Source organism: Arthrobacter sp. TJ-270 (genome assembly GCF_058269075.1).
Map to the genome: position 1 here is coordinate 293628 of NZ_JBZCNB010000002.1, position 16145 is coordinate 309772.

Consider the following 16145-nt stretch of genomic DNA (forward strand, 5'->3'; position numbering starts at 1 on the left):
CCAGGACTCGCGCACCAGCGTCTTGGATATGATTTGCAAGTCTTGTCGCGAAGATTTCTCAGACGAAGGTGGGAATCGAGTCGAGTGTCCTGAGTCGGCCGGAGCTAGCAGCAAGGTCTGGCGCGCGGGTGTATGCATCCACGGGGACTTGCGCCAATTCCTATCTGAAGACGGGGTCTTCAGATAGCTGCGACCAGTAATGGAATGTAACCAATACAGTGGCGATAACGTCTTGTTGTCCTGATGGGATCACGGTGGCGCGGGCAAGCGTTTTGGTTCCGCAGGATTGCATTTCTTTGTCAGCGTGGGAACTGGCGCCAAGCTACCAGTGGTAGGTGGCGGTGCGCCCTCCCGTAAACGATCGCCGTCCCGATGGCGGCGCCTAGGGCGTTCGCCAGCACATCCAGCGGAGTCGCAACCCGCTCAGGGCGAAATAGTTGCTGGCCTAACTCGATACACGTGGCTGCCACAATGCCTGTCGGCAGCGCCAACCAAGCACGCCGCAACGGCAGGAATGCGGCAACCAGGATGCCGAACGGGATGAAGAGCAAGACGTTTGCTCCGGATTCGATCACGCTGTAATCGAACCACCCGGGCACACCGAGCCGGTGCAGCACGCGCAGCACGCGATCGATAAAGCCAGACGCGCCCTCATCGACCGGCGTCGGCCAGAACGCTATCAGGGACAGAGTAAGCAGGTAACTGGCCAGCAGCGCGGCGAGGGGACGCCGTCGTCGTGCTGTCAATCTGGTGGCTACGGTCACTGGTGCTTTCGTTCCCAGTCCACCAGCGCGTCCACTGCCGGCACCAGCTCGCGGACCATCTGCTGGTAGACCGCATCTTCGCGTCGGAAGGGGTCCACGACGTCGTCGCCCGCGGGGTCTGACGGGTGGACAGTGCGGGCACGCACCACCTTCGGAAGGATGGCACGCCAGCGCATGGCGGCGGTGAGGGAAGGATCGCCCTCGAGCGGTGTCACGAGCCGAGCGAACTCGCGCAGGGTGAAGGTCCTCCGGAGCAGTGACGGCATGATCTCGATGATCTTCCCGCGGTGGTCGCGTGTCAGGGTGAGAACCAGGTCCTTGCCTTCCAGGATCCGCTCCTCGACCTGTCGGGCGGCGAAGCCGTTGGTGTCTCCGTTGAAGACTCGGACGAAGCCGGCCACCTGCGGGTCGATCTCGCGCCCCACGAGGGCGCCGGTGCCGGCACTCGAGATCTCGAACTCACCTGGCGCCAGCTTCTCGAAGGAACTCCGAAGCAGCCGCTCAACCATGGGGGAGCGGCAGATGTTGCCCGTACACACGGCAAGGATGCGGAACGGCGTATCGGTGGTCATGGCCTCTATTCCTGGAGACTTCGCGCGGACGGCGGCGAGGACGGGTTTACTCCGAAGCGTACCGGTTGAAACGACTGTTACGGCCTCGCAGCTTCTCCTTCAGCGAGAGCCTCACCGTGGGCCACTCGCCGTCGATGATCGAGAACACCACAACGTCGCGCACGGTGTCGTCCTTCCACAGGTCGTGGTTGCGGAGCACTCCGTCCTGCTTGGCGCCGAGGGCGGCGATTGCACGGCGGGATTGGTGGTTGTGCCAGTGGGTGCGGAACTCGACCGCAATGCAGTCCAACGACTCGAACGCGTGTGTGAGCTGCAGCAGCTTCACCTCGGTGTTGAGCCCGGTGCCCTGCGCGCTGGGGGTGATCCAGGTTGAACCGATCTCAAGGCGCCGGTGATCGGGCCGGATATTGAGGAAGGTCGTCATGCCAATTGCCCGGCCGTCGCTCATCCGGCGGATGGTCCAGGGGACTAGGTTGCCGGCGTCGTGCTGGTTCAGGCGGTTCTGAATTTCCTCAGCCATGCCGTCGGGGGAGGGGAGGCGGGTGTACCAGGCCTTGTAGAGGTCATTCTCGGCCACAGCCTCCGCCAAATCCTCGGCGTGCTCCAGGGCCAGGGGCTCGAGGGTGGCGAGGTCACCCGACAGTGCGGGGATCCAGAGGAAGTTCATATCGACAGGCTACTGCGGGGCGGATGTCGGAGAAGCGTCGGTAATCAATCGTCCGCCGTCGGAGGCTCGGCGGCGCCTACGACGCTGCAAGGGTTTCCAGGACATCAAGCGCGACGGCGGTTCCGTCCTCTTTCCGCATCCGCTTCCCGATGCGCGTCGCCTGATCTCTATACCTCCCTGTCTGGACCAGGGCATCCGTGAGCCGGTCGACGGTGAGTTTTCGGTACGGGATCGGTTCAGGACCGAGGCCCCGCTGGTGCAGGAGATGTCCCCAAAACGGCTGGTCGGCGATGAACGGCACCACCACGGACGGAATGCCCGCCCGCACCGCAGCATGTACTGAGCCTGCGCCACCATGATGGATCGCAGCAGTTGCACGCGGCAGGACCGCATGATGGTCCACAGACTCCCTCACCAGCAGGTCGGGGCCTTGGGCTCTATTGGGAATATCGATGCCGCCCCAGCCCCTGGCCACCAGTACCCGGAGGCCATTCCGGCGGGCCGCCTCCACAATGGCTTCGCCCCGCGCCTCAGGATCCCCGGCTTTCATCGAACCGAACCCCGCATAGACAAAGTCGCCACCCTCGACGAACTCGGCCAGTTCCTCATCCACGTCTGCCGCCGGTGCGGGATGCCCCGTCCAGTGGCCGGTGAGATGGACGGTGGCCGGCCAGTCTGCAGGCCGGTGTAGCAGCAGCGGGCTGATCGGGATCAACGTTGCCTGCCGGAGCGCCCGTGACCGTGGCGCGGGCGGAAGTGCCTGCACCGCCGCTGCAAGCTCGCGCTTGAACATGAGCGTTGCCACGTTCGCCAGACCATAGCTGGCCCGGTTCAGCGGACCCAGACTGGTCTTGGGGATGAAAGGGGCCGGGAACTCACGCGTGGGGGTCAACATCGGAATGGTCTCCACCAGTGCCGACGGAATTCCCAGCCTCTCCGCCGCGATGGGCGCACTAAGGACTTTCGGGTGGTACACCACAACGTCCGGGGCGAAGGCAATGATGTGTTCCACGGCAGTCGACAAGAGGCGGGCGAATGACCGCCGGACCACGGCGCGGAATTCCTTGGCCGCGAACCCCGGTGAAACGCCGTGGTCGCTGATGAGCTGGGCGAAGTCCATGCGCAGACTGACAGTATCCAGGCCCGTGGCGTCCGCACCGGAGTTGTCCGGGATAGCCGTGCGAACGTGGTGTCCCCTGGCAGCGGCGGCGCGCGCCAGGGCGGTGAACGGTTCCACGTCGCCGCGCGTCCCGGCGGTCAGCAGAATGATCTTCATTGGCAGGCGCTCCGTCCCACAGCTTACAAGCGCCGCATTCCGCGCGGAAGCAGGCCATGCTGTAACATTGACTCTCGATGCCTAGGCGAGGGAACGCTTTGGATGATTCCAGAGCATGTTCCGTTATCGACGGTGGCTAGCGGCTTTCCTGATTACGCGCAACAAGTTTGCGCGGGGATGGTCCTGGGCTTTCGTCAACATTCGCACGGTACGCCCAGAAGACCACTTAGTTCCTCGAATACTCAGGAGACATCATGTCCGAGCAGAAGCTCGCCGCAGAACTGCGCACCGATTTCGGTAAGGGCGCTGCCCGCCAGGCACGCCGCGCCAACAAGATCCCCGCCGTCATCTACGGCCACGGCGCAGACCCCATCCACGTGCTGCTGCCCGCCAAGGCAACCACCCTGGCAGTCCGCCACTCCAACGCACTCCTCAGCGTTGACGTCGACGGCGAAACCCACCTCGCCCTCGCCAAGGACGTACAGCGCAACCCGCTCAAGCAGATCGTCGAGCACATCGACCTGCTGACCGTCCGCAGCGGCGAGAAGGTCACCGTTGAGGTCAACATCCACGTTGAGGGCGAACCCAAGCCGGGCGTCGTCTCCAACCTCGAGCAGACCACCGTTTCGGTTGAAGCCGAAGCCACCCACCTGCCCGAGTCGCTGACCGTCAACCTCGACGGCCACGGCGTTGGCGACCATGTCTACGCCTCGGACATCCGCCTCCCCAAGGGCGTCACCCTGCTCACCGAAGCAGAAACGCTGATCATCAACGTTTCCGCACCGGTTGTCGAAGACCTGGGTGAGACCGCAACCGAGACCGGAGTTGACTCTGACGGCGGCGACGCCACCGCTGAGGAAGCCACCGGCGACGTTGTTCCCGAAGCTGACGAGTCCTAAGCACCTGATCTGTGTCTGACAACACCTGGCTGGTAGCCGGGCTCGGAAACCCCGGGCCCGGCTATTCCGGTAACCGGCACAATGTGGGCCAGATGGTCCTCGACGTGCTCGGCGCGCGGCTGGGTGGAAAGTTCGGCACCTCCAAGGCACGCGCCGTCGTACTCGAAGGCCGCCTTGGAATAGGCGGGCCGCGGCTGATCCTCGCCAAGCCGCTCACCTACATGAACCTCACCGGCGGGCCCGTGTCGCAGTTGGCGAAGTTCTACGGGATCGAGCCGGACCACGTGCTGGCCGTGCATGACGAGATCGACATCCCCTTCAACACGATCAAGCTGAAGATCGGCGGGGGAGAAGGCGGCCACAACGGCCTCCGTGACATCAGCAAAGCGCTCGGCACCAAGGAGTATGTGCGGGTGCGCGTGGGTGTCGGACGCCCGCCAGGACGGCAGGAAGCAGCCGATTACGTGCTCCGCGACTTCAGCACGGCCGAGAAGAAAGACCTCGGAATTCTGCTCGAGGAGGCGGCGGACGCCGTCGAAAGCGTTGTCCTGGACGGTTTGCTTACCACCCAGCAAAAGTTTCACTCTGCAGGGAAATAGCGGTAAACTAGTCAAGCGGTTCACAAGTGAATCGCAAGTGAACTACACGGCCTAATTGGCCCCAAAAGCGGGGGCCGACGTTGGGCGGCCTCTGAGACTGGGCCACCCCCATCCCAACGTCGGTCCCTTTTTTGTGCCCCTGTTGTGTGGCTTCGAGCGCAGGCAAGCCCGTTATCCGTTTTTGCTTGAACGATTAAACTAAACGGTGCAGTAACACCCGGTCGGGCGTAGGCTATTGCCCTAGCGCACGACGTGTTGGGGCGGACTAATGGGAAAATGCGTAAAGTCCGGTGCGGACAAAGATCTGTCGGCACCGCAGGGTGATGGCGTACGGCCACCAGGCCGTCAGTCTCGCAAAGCCGGGATGCAGCGATGCTGAACGTCCACGGTGAATGGCCGCTGGTCGGCCGGGACACAGAGCTAGGGGACGTCAGCGACGCACTGCTGGACACCAGTTGCCGGGGTGTCATCATCACCGGCCAGTCCGGAGTGGGAAAGACCGCGCTCGCCCAGCTCATGGCACGCGAGCTCGAAGCCTCGTTTGAACTCGTCTACGTCCGCGGCTCAGCGCTCGCATCTAAAATGCCCTACGGCGCCCTCAGCTTTGTCCTCAGCGATCTCGACGACGCGATCGTGGACAACCCGCTGATGCTCCTCCGCGGACTGCAGGAACTCTACGGCCGGCGCGACGACGGCCGGCAAACCCTCATCCTCGCTGACAACCTCGAGGAACTCGACGCGTCTTCCGCCATGGCGCTCGCCCACTTGGTGCGGGTCGGTGCAGTGAAACTCATCGCGATCTGCCAGTCCATCGATGCCTCACCCGAAGAATTCTGCGACCTCTGGAAAGACGGGATGCTGCGCCGGATTGACATCGCGCCGCTGGGCCTCGCGTCCACCACCGAACTGCTCTCGGCCGCCCTCGACGCACCCGTGTCCCGCGCCGCCGCCGCCAGCATGTGGCACATCACAGGCGGCAACCCGCTCTTCCTCCAGGCACTTACCCGCGAGCAGGTGGACTCCGGCGAAATGCTCGAACGCGACGGCGTCTGGGTGGCCCAGCCCCTGTCCGCACCGAAGACACGGCGCTCCATGACCGACTGGATCATGGTCCGCCTGCGCCGGTTGCCCCCCGACGAGCGCGAGGCACTGGAGATGATCTCCGTGGTGGGCGTTGCGCCGCTGGACCTGCTGCTCCGGTTCGTGCCGTCGTCGACCGTGGACGAACTGCAGCGCAGGAAGGCCATCCAGCTGGAGCAGGGCGACGTTCCCCTGGTGCGCATTGCCAACGGACTGGTCAGCGAAGTGGTTCGCGCTCAAGTGCCGCTGGGCCGCGGGCGTGAACTGATGCGTGCCCTGGCAACGGAAGCGCGGAGCTACAACATGCCGGCCATCGCACGCATGACGTACGCCAACTGGTGTATCGACTCCGGTGCGGACATCGACACCGAAAGTCTCATCGAGGCAGCGCGGCTCGCCAACCGGCACCGCGAAGGTGCAACGGCACTGCGCTTCATCCACGCCATCCCCAACTACTCGGGCATCCCGCAGGCGGTCATCGAAGAAGCCCAGGCCATGGGAGTGGACGGCGACACCTCCGGGGGCCTGCTCGTCCTCGACCACTTCCTGAAGACCCATGCAGAGCCGCAGCTCCGCGATTGGGTGGAAGTGGGGCTGCTCCAGTGCCGGCTGCTCATGCGGAGCCCGGCACGGTACGCGGAGGCGGAATCGATCCTGGCGGAAATCCGCCGCAGACTTGCCTTGGAGACCGCAGCTGAGGACTTTGCCGAATTCGTTGACGCAGTGGACGTGCTGACGGCTGAACTGGCTGTCTACAACGGCCGGTACGCCGAGCTCATCGAGATGTACGGGATCCTCCTCAACGATCACTCAACCGAGCACCAGAACCATGAACTGATGGGTTGGCTCGCAGAGGCTCTCGCTATGACCGGCCGCCAGGACGACGCCGTCAAGCTGGCTTCCTCGCTGGTGTCCCGGCTGATGGATGCCGGCAGCGACACTCTCCTGCAGGAAGCTGCGGTGGCACGGCTTTTCAAGCTGCTGGTCCTGTGCGGACGGTGGAACGAATGCATCGAGATGGCGGCATCGCCGGTGCACCACGGCAAGGAAAGCGCCTATGACGGATCCGCATCGGAGTTCGCCGAAGGGTGCCTCCTGGCGTACGCGGGCCGCGGAACGGAAGCACTCGACAAGCTGCTGCCGGCACTGAGCCAGATGCGGGTCCGCGACCGGCAGCAACTCGTACCGGTCGCCGAAGCGAGCACCGCCTACGCCTATGCTCTCGCCGGCGAGGCCCGCGCAGCGAAGGAACACCTGGCACGGGCGGGGCACCGGCCGGAACGGTTGGCCTGGCACACCGCGCGCGTCGCGGACTACTTTGCGGCCCTGGCCGAAGTCGCCACCAAGGCGCCCGTTGAGGTGGCCGAACGGATGCTGGAGCTGGCCGATGAGGACCGCGCCATGGGCAACCATGGCCACGAGTTGCTGTTCCTGTGCCAGAGCGTTCAGCTGGGGCTTGAATCAGCCGCTGACCGGCTGGTCTCCTCAGCCCTCGCCTCGCAGGGGCCCTTTGCCGAAGTGTGCGCCATGTACGGGAAGGGCATCGCGTCCAGGGACACCAATCAGCTGCTGCTTGCCTCGCAGAAGGCGGCGGAACTCGGTAATCACCGGTTGGCTGCGGATGCGGCACGGTTGGCAGCGCAACTGGCCCAGGAAGCCAGCGACCAGGTAACGGTCACCGAGGCCGGGAAAGTTCTGCGCGATGTCGGCGCCCCCGGAGTAGCCGGTCGGCGCGGCGCACTGGAATCACTCACGGACCGGGAACGTAGCATTGCGGTGTTGGTCGCCGAAGGGCGGACCAACCGTGATATAGCTCAAGTCATGTGCGTTTCGGTGCGGACCATAGAAGGCCATGTATACCGGCTCTATTCGAAACTTGGGGTGTCCTCGCGTAGCCAGCTCGCTCTGCTTCTAGAGTAGCTGGATCATGGGGGAGCAGACTGGTGGCGGGCATGATCTGGTTGGCCGGGAAGACCTGGTCGAAGAGCTGGTAGGGGCGCTCACGGGCTCCCAGTACCTTGGTGCCATCCTCGTGGGCGAGGCAGGCGTCGGGAAAACCGCGCTCGCCCACGCCATCGCCAAAGTGTTGGACGGCAACGTGGCGGTGCTGCCCATCTCCGCCAGCCCCTCGCTGCGGAAGGTCCCCTTCGGAGCGCTCTCACCGTACCTGCACTCACTGTCCATCAATGACGTCGGCTCCTCCGTTGCCGTGTACCGCAGCATCATGGCGCACCTGGAGGCCAGCTTCGATGGCAGCAAGAAGATGCCGCTGTTCCTGGTCGATGACTCCCACGAACTCGACGACAACACCAGCGTGCTGCTCTCCCAACTCGTCACGGGCAGGCGTGCCCGCCTGCTGGCGCTGGCCCGCAATACTCCCGGTCCGACGTCGGAATTTGGCTCCCTGCACCAGGACGGGCTGCTGCGCCGGTACGAAGTCAGGCCACTCGATCAGGGGGAGGTGCACGAGCTCTGCCGGCGCGAACTCGGCGGTGATGTGCTGGCAAGCGTCAGCGCCAGCCTGACGCAGATGTCCGGTGGGAACCCGATGTTCCTGCTGGCTCTCCTGCGCCAGGGGAAACGCTCCGGCTACCTGGGCGTGCGTAATAAAGTGTGGCGTCTGGCTGGTCCGGCGCCGCCGCTCGACGTCAGTCTCGTAGACCTGATCAAGGTCCGGTTCCGCCGCAGGACGCCGGAAGAGATGTCCGTGCTGGAAACACTGGCGCTCGCCGAACCCATGCCGCTCGAAGCACTCAACCACTGCACCGACAGGTCGGCGGTCGCGGTGCTGCATGAGCACGGGCTCATTGCCATCGCGGGTGACCGGGACCGGCTGGTCAGCCTCAGCCACCCCCTCTACGGGGAAGTGATCCGTCAGGAGGTTCCCGCGGGACGCAGCCTCGCGATCCGCCGGAAAGTGCTGACGGTGCTGGACAAGGAGTCCAGCACCGCTGACGGATTCCTGCGCTTTGTCGCGTGGGGGCTGGACTGCGGGCTGCCGCCGGATGACAAAACGCTGCTGCGCGCTGCCGTGGTGGCCAACCGCCTGCACGATGCCGAATTCGCGCTGCGCGCCGCGCGCGCGGTGCATACCCCGGAGCTTCGCGGCAACTCCCTCGTCGAGATCGCCCGTGCGCAGCTCGCCCGGGGCAACTCCGCCTATGCACGGGAGATCGTCGACGAGGTGCTCGATCAGTGCACTACGTTCATCCTCGCCAAGGAAGCCTCGTTGCTGTCCGCGGCACTTCGCCTGCGTGAACCGAACGCGCCGGACGCGATCCGCTCCGACATCGCACGCTGGAAACAGGTCGCTGACCGGGTCTCCACATCCATGGGGTCTCCCGATGATCCGGAGGTGCAGGTCGGTATGGCCGTGTCCCGCAACGGTTACCGGATCCTGGAATGCCTCGCCCTGAACTATGAAGGCAGATTCCGGGAGGCGGAAGTCATTCTCCGGGAGGTCCTTGCGGACAGGTACTGCACCGATGAAGTTCGGCTGGCCGGCCTCGCCCTGCTCGGAGAAGCCCTTGGCTCCACCGGCAGGGGAGTGGAAGGTGCACGCGCCACGGCGGAGGCGCTGCAGATTATCGCCACGCACGGACACCAATTTCTGGCCCACTCCGAATTTGTCATCACACGCCATTTCGTCTCGATGGCCAATGCCGGACTCTGGGATGAGATCGAGGAGCTGCTGGACACCGTCATCCGCGGCAACGGCAGCGGGCCCATCACCTTCACCGCCATCACGGAGTTGTCCGAGGGACTCATTGCACTCCGTAAAGGGCTCATGGGCAGTGCCCGTACCGCGCTGATCCTCGGCGTGGAGGGCCTCCGTGAATCCGATGAGAACCAGCTCATGCCGATGGCACTGGGCCTGGCAGCCTTCGCCTGCACCATGGTGGGGGACACCGCCCGCGCGCGCAGCTACACCGAAGAGTTCGAGTCCTCCCTGAGCGTCGGCACCAAGCAGGCGCAACTGCTCGGGAGAATCCATGTAGTCGCCGCCCGGGCGCTGTTCCAGGGCGCAGCACGGAGCATTGACGAGCTGCACATCCTTGCCGGGCAGGCGGAGAAGGACGGCATGACCGCACTTGCCGTCAGCGCGCTGGAACTCGCCGCACGGCTGGGAGACGAACGCTGCTTCGAGCCGTTGGCGCGGATAGCTGAAACCGTCGAAGGGCCCGAAGGCACCGTCCTGACAGCGATGGCCAGGGCCGCAGTCCAGAAGGACCCAGCCGCCCTTATCGAGGCGGCTGAGCTGGCCCAATCCTCCGGGTACCTGTTGGTCGCCGCGGAGTGCCTCGGCAAGGCGGTCAGGTACCTGTCACAGCGCGGGGATGAACAGAAGTCCCGTGCTGTGCAGCAGAGACTCAACACGATCATCGGGCAGCTCGAGGGGCTCCAAAGCCCGCAGTTCGAGGCGGTACGTTCCACCTCAAAGCTCACCCAGCGCGAACTCGACATCGCGAGGCTCGCCGGAAAAGGCTACTCCAACCGGGACATCGCCGAAGCTCAAGGCGTATCCGTCCGCACGGTGGAAGGCCATCTCTATCGCATCTTCGCGAAGCTCGGAATCACACGTCGTGACGAGCTCCCGGGCGGCGATTCATCGAGTACCGGCTGAGTATTTTCGGGCTTAAAAAGAGTGGCAAAGCGGGTACCTATTACTCGTGTCTGGGGTGGCTTGGCTGCCTAGACTTGTGTATGGAGCCGGCGACGTCGAAGCCTTCCCCAGACTAAGGCTCGTCCCCAGCCGTCGTCGGCTCCTTCACATCGAGCTCGTCTCTTCCTACAGTGGATGGTGGGTGCGGCGTTCACAACCTTCACCGCCTCGTAGGTTCAAATGATCCACTCCTGGACGCCCGCTGCGTCATCAGCTGGCATGGAATGCCCTACAAAAGCACCAACAGAAGGAGGAGAAATCAATGACACACCACGTGAAGTCAATGCTCGATACCTACCCGAAGGACCTCGGAGGAGTCGACAAGGACAAACTTGCCGAGTGCATCGAGGCCTGCTTCGAATGCGCCCAGACATGTACCGCCTGTGCTGATGCCTGCCTGAGCGAGGACATGGTTCAAGACATGGCCAAGTGCATCAGCACCGACCTGAACTGCGCTGACATCTGCGCCACCACAGGTAACGTGCTTTCCCGCCATACCGGGTACGACGCGAATGTGACCCGTGCCGTCCTCGAAGCATGCCGCACGGTCTGCAAGTCCTGCGCCGATGAATGCGAACAGCACGCAGAGATGCACGATCACTGCAGGATCTGCGCAGAAGCGTGCCGTCGTTGTGAGAAGGCTTGCGAGGAGCTGCTGTCCTCTCTCGGCTAGGGGTCCAGCCTGGATCGGTACGCATCTGAGGAATGAGAAAATGGCAGGAGGCTGGGGCGCAGGGCCCGGCCTCCTGCTCGTTTTCGCACCTTTCAGACCCGAAGGACCTCACGCTTGCTACATTTCAGCCCTTCACCTTCCCGAACACAGCGGGTAGCCCGAACGGTTGGTGCCATCGCCGGCACTCTGCTCCTTGCCGCGTGCTCATCGGTTGCGCCGCAGACCGCCCCGACTGAGCAATCAGCACACGGGCACGACTATCCCGCCGCGCATATCCACGGCATGAGTGTGGATCCCGCGACGAACCGCGTGCTTCTGGCAACGCATGACGGACTGTACGACGTCTCTGCGTCCCCCGTACTGAAAATCGGGCCAAACATCGACCTGATGGGATTCACCACCGCCGCCAACGGCACCTACTACGCTTCCGGCCACCCTGGACCCGGGTCGGGCCTTCCCAACCCGGTCGGCCTGATCGAATCCACCGACCAGGGGCAGAGCTGGGAACCCCTGTCCCGGCAGGGGGAATCCGACTTCCATGCCCTCGCGGCGACCGGATCCGGCATCGTCGGGTACGACGGCGAACTCCTCACCAGTACAGACGGCATGGCCTGGGAAGCAGCGGACCAGGATTTCGCCCCCTACAACCTGGCGGGCACACCGAGGGGCAGCATTGTGCTTGCCACCACGGAGGAAGGCCTCTGGCGGTCCAGTGACCACGGCGTCACCTGGTCCGCTGTTCCGGCCGCACCCCTGTTGATGCTCACCGCGCTATCGGAAGAAAGGGCGGCAGGTATCACCCCGGACGGACTCGTCTACACCAGCAGCAACGGGGGAGTGACCTGGCAGGAACAGGGAACGGTGCCCGGGCAGGCAGCGGCGATAGCAACCCAGGCCCTCGAGTCATCACAGCGGATCTGGGTGGCAACCGAAGAGGGTGTCTTCGCATCGAACGACAATGGCCGGACATTCTCCGATATCGACTCCCACAGTGAGTGAGCCGATGAGGACCCCGCTTCAGACCCTGCCGTCTCCGGACCGTCGCGCGGTGCTGTCCCGCCGCATCCGGTTCTTCGTTGCCGCCACGATCGCCTACAACATCATCGAAGCTGTGGTGGCGATCAGCGCGGGCACTGTGGCGTCGTCGAGTGCTCTGATTGCTTTTGGCCTCGATTCGGTGATCGAGGTGACTTCCGCCGCCGCGGTCGCATGGCAGTTCTCTGCTCCGGACCCGGAGCGCCGCGAGAAGACCGCCCTGCGGTTCATCGCTTTTTCGTTCTTCGGGCTCGCGCTGTTCGTCGGGTTCGATGCGGTCCGCGCGCTGGTTTCCGGTGCTGAGGCCGAGCACTCGACCGTGGGCATCATTCTCGCTGCGGTGAGCCTGGCCGTGATGCCGCTGCTGTCCTACCTCCAGCGCCGCGCCGGCCGCGAGCTCGGGTCGCGTTCTGCGGTGGCCGACTCGAAGCAGACGCTGCTCTGCTCCTACCTCTCCGGCGTACTGCTTGCGGGACTGCTGCTCAACAGCCTGTTCGGGTTCACCTGGGCGGACCCGATCGCCGCACTCGTCATCGCCGGCTGGGCGGTCAAGGAGGGGCTTGAAGCGTGGCGGGGAGACGCGTGCTGCGCCAACCCACTCGGCCACACCGAGCCCGATTCCGTGGGCGCACCCTCCGGGGACAACTGCTCCTGCTGCCAATCCTGACACCCTCCACCGGCATGTGCTGGCAGTAGAATGAATAGCGCACATTAGCCGTCGAGGGAGTTTCATGCCCATCCTGTCAGCACCATCCCACCCGCTCTCGAACGACGAAGTGAGCCGCATCCGCAACGACTTCCCTCTGCTCTCCAACGAGCTGAACGGACGGCCGCTGATCTACCTCGATTCCGGAGCCACCTCCCAGAACCCGGTGAGCGTGATGGAAGCCGAGCAGGAGTACTACGAGCAGCGCAACGCCGCCGTGCACCGCGGCGCTCACACCCTCGCCGTTGAAGCGACCGATGCTTACGAACTTGCCCGGACCTCCGTGGCGTCCTTCATCGGTGCCCTGCCGGAGGAAATCGTCTTCACCTCCAACGCCACGGAGGCACTCAACCTCGTGGCCTACAGCCTCTCCAACGCGTCGCTGGGACGGGGCGGGGACGCTGCGCGTCCCTACGCCCTTGGACCCGATGACTCGATCGTGGTCACCGAAATGGAGCACCACGCGAACCTGATTCCGTGGCAGGAGCTTGCCGCCCGCACCGGCGCTTCCTTGCGGTACATCCCAGTCGACGACGACGGCGCCCTCCGCCTTCATGAGGCCGCCTCAGTCATCGACGGCAGCACCAGGCTGCTTGCGTTCACGCATGTGTCCAACGTGCTCGGCACCATCAATCCGGTGGCCGAGCTGGTGGGACTGGCGCAGAAGGTTGGCGCCCTCACTGTGCTGGACGCGTGCCAGTCGGTACCGCACCTGCCCATCGATGTCGCCGAACTCGACGTCGACTTCGTTGCGTTCTCCGGCCACAAGATGCTCGGCCCCACGGGGATCGGCGCACTCTACGGCCGGTCGAAGCACCTGCACGCCATGCCGCCGTTCCTCACAGGCGGTTCCATGATTACCACCGTCACGCTCGAGCGCGCCGAGTACCTCCCGCCGCCGGCCCGGTTCGAGGCAGGTACCCAGCGGATCTCGCAGGCCGTTGCCCTGGGCTCGGCGGTGAACTATCTGGCCGAGACCGGCATGGGCCGCATCGAGGAGTGGGAACAACTGCTGGGGGAGCGCCTGGTGGCTGGCCTGGAGGCCATTGACGGAATCCGGGTGCTCGGTCCGCGCTCCGGACAGCCCCGCATCGGGCTCGCCGCGTTCGACGTTGACGGCGTGCACGCCCACGACGTCGGGCAGTTCCTCGACTCCCGCGGCATCGCCGTCCGGGTGGGGCACCACTGCGCCCAACCGCTGCACCGGCGTCTTGGGCTGACGGCGTCCACGCGGGCCAGCACGTACCTGTACAACACCACCGACGAGGTCGATGCGTTCCTCACCGCCGTCGCCGAGGTCCGTTCATTCTTCGGGGCGTCCTCATGAGCAGCGAGCTTGAGAGCCTGTACCAGCAGATCATCCTGGACCACGCGAAAAGGCGGGTGGGGCAGGGGCCAACTGATCCGGCGTCGGACGCTGATGCCGCACTGGCAACTGCCGCATCACACCAGCTCAACCCCATCTGCGGCGACGAGGTGACCGTGCGGGTGTGGTTAGCCGATTCGCGGATTGAGCGGGTGGCGTGGAGCGGCGCCGGCTGCGCTATCTCCATGGCTTCGGCGTCCGTTCTCACCGAACTGGTCAGTGGACGCACCCGTGACGACATGATGGAGCAGCTCGACCGCTTCCGTGAGCTCATGCGCTCGCGCGGCACCGTGGTGCCCGATGAGGAAGTGCTGGGTGACGCTGCCGCGTTCGCCGGCGTCTCCCGGTTCCCGGCACGCGTGAAGTGCGCCATGCTGGCCTGGGTTGCGCTGGAGGAAGCGGTCCTCGCAGCGAACCGCTAGGCGCGCGGGGGCCGGTCCTCGAAGACGTCCGGGATGCCGTCAAGGTTGGCGTCGACCTTCTCGGATTCCTCGATCAGACGGTAGCGCTTGTTGCGTGAGCGCAGAATAAGGGTGGCCAGCAGCGCGGCGAGGAGCGATGCGGCGAGGATGGCGACCTTGGCGTGGTCATTGTGATCGGTTCCCTGCTGGAAGCTGAGGTCATTGACCAGCAGCGATACTGTGAAGCCCACCCCGGCCAGAAGTCCGACGCCGAGCAGGTCCACCCATCGCAGGTCGGGGTCCATGGTTGCCCGGGTTGTCTTGGTGACCGCCCAGGCGGTCAGGAGGATGCCGATGGGCTTCCCCAGCACCAGTCCAAACACAATCCCTACCGTCACCGGGTCGCTGAAAGCGGAGATGAACCCTTCGACGCCGCCGATGGCCACCCCGGCAGAGAAGAAGGCGAAAACAGGAACGGCGATCCCGGCCGACAGCGGACGGAACCGGTGCTCGAAGGTTTCGGCGAGCCCCGGCTTGTTCACGGTCGGCTGTACAGTCTTGCCGCCCCGGCCCTTGCGGAGCACCGGAACCATGAAGCCGAGCAGAACTCCGGCCACCGTGGCGTGGACGCCGGACGCGTGCATCAGAGCCCAGGTGACCATGCCGATCGGCAGGAGGATGACCCAGGCCGCAGGCGTCTTGCGTCCGAAGAACTTCGGGTTGGTCTGAGCAAGGAAAGCGAAGAGGGCCAGCGGTACCAGCGTCAGCAGCAGGAAGGTGAACTCCACCTCGGCTGTATAGAAGAACGCGATGATGGCGATGGCGATGAGGTCATCGACTACGGCGAGGGTGAGCAGGAAGATCCGGAGCGCACTTGGGAGGTGCGAACTGATCACGGCGAGGACGGCCACCGCGAACGCGATGTCCGTTGCTGTCGGGATAGCCCAGCCCCGCAGCGTGTCCGGAGAACCGAGGTTGACGAGGACATAGATGAGCGCAGGAACAATCACGCCGCCGGCCGCCGCTGCCACCGGAACGATGGCGCGGGCAGGGCTCCGCAGGTCACCGGCGACGAACTCGCGCTTGAGTTCAAGGCCCACGAGGAAGAAGAAGATCGCCAGCAGACCGTCGGCAGCCCAGTGCCCCACGGAGAGCTTGAGGTGCCAGGGCTCATACCCGAACTCGAAATCCCGCAACGCGAAGTAGCTGTCCGAAAAAGGCGAATTCGCCCAGATGAGAGCCAGCGCCGCGGCGATCATGAGGAGGATGCCACCAACGGTTTCCTTGCGGAGGATTTCGCTGATCCGCTGGTACTCGAGCCAGCTGGAACGGCTGAATACCCGCTTCGGAGGGGTGGGATTCAGGTCTGACATGAGCGGCTCCTTCAGGGCAGGAAGAATTACTGTCGACCAGTCGTCCCGGCGCACCAATTCCTCAGAAACCC

General features: G+C 64.5%; 14 protein-coding genes. 9 read left to right on the top strand and 5 right to left on the bottom strand.

The window, feature by feature from the left end:
- Positions 1 to 299 precede the first annotated feature (299 nt).
- The 4 genes from AC4D2M_RS06055 to AC4D2M_RS06070 form a co-directional block, all read right to left on the bottom strand.
- Complete coding sequence (locus AC4D2M_RS06055; protein ID WP_490890705.1) at positions 300 to 764, bottom strand: VanZ family protein; 465 nt, start codon at positions 762 to 764, stop codon at positions 300 to 302.
- Positions 761 to 1336 carry an arsenate reductase/protein-tyrosine-phosphatase family protein gene (locus AC4D2M_RS06060; RefSeq protein WP_490890706.1) on the bottom strand — a complete coding sequence of 192 codons (576 nt, stop codon included), beginning with the start codon at positions 1334 to 1336 and terminating at the stop codon, positions 761 to 763. The genes AC4D2M_RS06055 and AC4D2M_RS06060 overlap by 4 nt, the downstream gene beginning before the upstream one ends.
- A 46-nt stretch (positions 1337 to 1382) precedes the next feature.
- Positions 1383 to 2003, bottom strand: coding sequence for a GNAT family N-acetyltransferase (locus AC4D2M_RS06065; protein WP_490890707.1), 621 nt, complete (start codon positions 2001 to 2003; stop codon positions 1383 to 1385).
- Between the two features lie 76 nt (positions 2004 to 2079).
- A complete protein-coding gene (locus AC4D2M_RS06070; RefSeq protein ID WP_490890708.1) occupies positions 2080 to 3279 on the bottom strand; it encodes a glycosyltransferase in 1200 nt (399 codons plus the stop codon).
- Between the two features lie 254 nt (positions 3280 to 3533).
- On the opposite strand from AC4D2M_RS06070, the gene AC4D2M_RS06075 reads away from it, so the two are divergent.
- The 9 genes from AC4D2M_RS06075 (at position 3534) to sufU (ending at position 14722) form a co-directional block, all read left to right on the top strand.
- Positions 3534 to 4178 carry a 50S ribosomal protein L25/general stress protein Ctc gene (locus AC4D2M_RS06075; protein ID WP_490890709.1) on the top strand — a complete coding sequence of 215 codons (645 nt, stop codon included), beginning with the start codon at positions 3534 to 3536 and terminating at the stop codon, positions 4176 to 4178.
- Positions 4179 to 4189: 11 nt separating this feature from the next.
- On the top strand, positions 4190 to 4777 hold the full coding sequence (gene pth, locus AC4D2M_RS06080) for an aminoacyl-tRNA hydrolase (protein WP_490890710.1): 588 nt from the start codon (positions 4190 to 4192) through the stop codon (positions 4775 to 4777).
- A gap of 372 nt (positions 4778 to 5149) precedes the next feature.
- Positions 5150 to 7777 (top strand): helix-turn-helix transcriptional regulator, encoded by a 2628-nt coding sequence (locus tag AC4D2M_RS06085; RefSeq protein WP_490890711.1) that lies wholly within the window; start codon positions 5150 to 5152, stop codon positions 7775 to 7777.
- 7 nt (positions 7778 to 7784) lie between these two features.
- Positions 7785 to 10481, top strand: coding sequence for a LuxR C-terminal-related transcriptional regulator (locus tag AC4D2M_RS06090; protein ID WP_490890712.1), 2697 nt, complete (start codon positions 7785 to 7787; stop codon positions 10479 to 10481).
- A gap of 301 nt (positions 10482 to 10782) precedes the next feature.
- Positions 10783 to 11193 carry a four-helix bundle copper-binding protein gene (locus AC4D2M_RS06095; protein ID WP_490890713.1) on the top strand — a complete coding sequence of 137 codons (411 nt, stop codon included), beginning with the start codon at positions 10783 to 10785 and terminating at the stop codon, positions 11191 to 11193.
- Positions 11194 to 11307: 114 nt separating this feature from the next.
- The gene (locus AC4D2M_RS06100; RefSeq protein WP_490890714.1) at positions 11308 to 12192 is read left to right on the top strand and encodes a F510_1955 family glycosylhydrolase; all 885 of its coding nucleotides are present in this window, start codon (positions 11308 to 11310) and stop codon (positions 12190 to 12192) included.
- Between the two features lie 4 nt (positions 12193 to 12196).
- Complete coding sequence (locus AC4D2M_RS06105; RefSeq protein WP_490890943.1) at positions 12197 to 12895, top strand: cation diffusion facilitator family transporter; 699 nt, start codon at positions 12197 to 12199, stop codon at positions 12893 to 12895.
- 64 nt (positions 12896 to 12959) lie between these two features.
- Entirely contained in the window at positions 12960 to 14261 is a 1302-nt protein-coding gene (locus AC4D2M_RS06110; protein ID WP_490890715.1) for an aminotransferase class V-fold PLP-dependent enzyme, read from the top strand.
- Complete coding sequence (sufU, locus tag AC4D2M_RS06115) at positions 14258 to 14722, top strand: Fe-S cluster assembly sulfur transfer protein SufU (RefSeq protein WP_490890716.1); 465 nt, start codon at positions 14258 to 14260, stop codon at positions 14720 to 14722. Before AC4D2M_RS06110 ends, sufU begins: the two co-directional genes overlap by 4 nt.
- Here sufU and nhaA read toward each other — a convergent pair.
- The gene (nhaA, locus tag AC4D2M_RS06120) at positions 14719 to 16074 is read right to left on the bottom strand and encodes a Na+/H+ antiporter NhaA (protein ID WP_490890717.1); all 1356 of its coding nucleotides are present in this window, start codon (positions 16072 to 16074) and stop codon (positions 14719 to 14721) included. The two genes, sufU and nhaA, sit on opposite strands and share 4 nt — an antisense overlap.
- Between the last annotated feature and the right edge of the window lie 71 nt (positions 16075 to 16145).

What these genes read in the sequence shown, in the direction of transcription:
- AC4D2M_RS06060 (WP_490890706.1), bottom strand. Translation starts at nt 1,336, where the DNA reads ATGACCACCGATACGCCGTTCCGCATCCTTGCCGTGTGTACGGGCAAC.
- AC4D2M_RS06065 (WP_490890707.1), bottom strand. Translation starts at nt 2,003, where the DNA reads ATGAACTTCCTCTGGATCCCCGCACTGTCGGGTGACCTCGCCACCCTC.
- AC4D2M_RS06070 (WP_490890708.1), bottom strand. Translation starts at nt 3,279, where the DNA reads ATGAAGATCATTCTGCTGACCGCCGGGACGCGCGGCGACGTGGAACCG.
- AC4D2M_RS06075 (WP_490890709.1), top strand. Translation starts at nt 3,534, where the DNA reads ATGTCCGAGCAGAAGCTCGCCGCAGAACTGCGCACCGATTTCGGTAAG.
- AC4D2M_RS06085 (WP_490890711.1), top strand. Translation starts at nt 5,150, where the DNA reads ATGCTGAACGTCCACGGTGAATGGCCGCTGGTCGGCCGGGACACAGAG.
- AC4D2M_RS06090 (WP_490890712.1), top strand. Translation starts at nt 7,785, where the DNA reads ATGGGGGAGCAGACTGGTGGCGGGCATGATCTGGTTGGCCGGGAAGAC.
- AC4D2M_RS06095 (WP_490890713.1), top strand. Translation starts at nt 10,783, where the DNA reads ATGACACACCACGTGAAGTCAATGCTCGATACCTACCCGAAGGACCTC.
- AC4D2M_RS06105 (WP_490890943.1), top strand. Translation starts at nt 12,197, where the DNA reads ATGAGGACCCCGCTTCAGACCCTGCCGTCTCCGGACCGTCGCGCGGTG.
- AC4D2M_RS06110 (WP_490890715.1), top strand. Translation starts at nt 12,960, where the DNA reads ATGCCCATCCTGTCAGCACCATCCCACCCGCTCTCGAACGACGAAGTG.
- sufU (WP_490890716.1), top strand. Translation starts at nt 14,258, where the DNA reads ATGAGCAGCGAGCTTGAGAGCCTGTACCAGCAGATCATCCTGGACCAC.
- nhaA (WP_490890717.1), bottom strand. Translation starts at nt 16,074, where the DNA reads ATGTCAGACCTGAATCCCACCCCTCCGAAGCGGGTATTCAGCCGTTCC.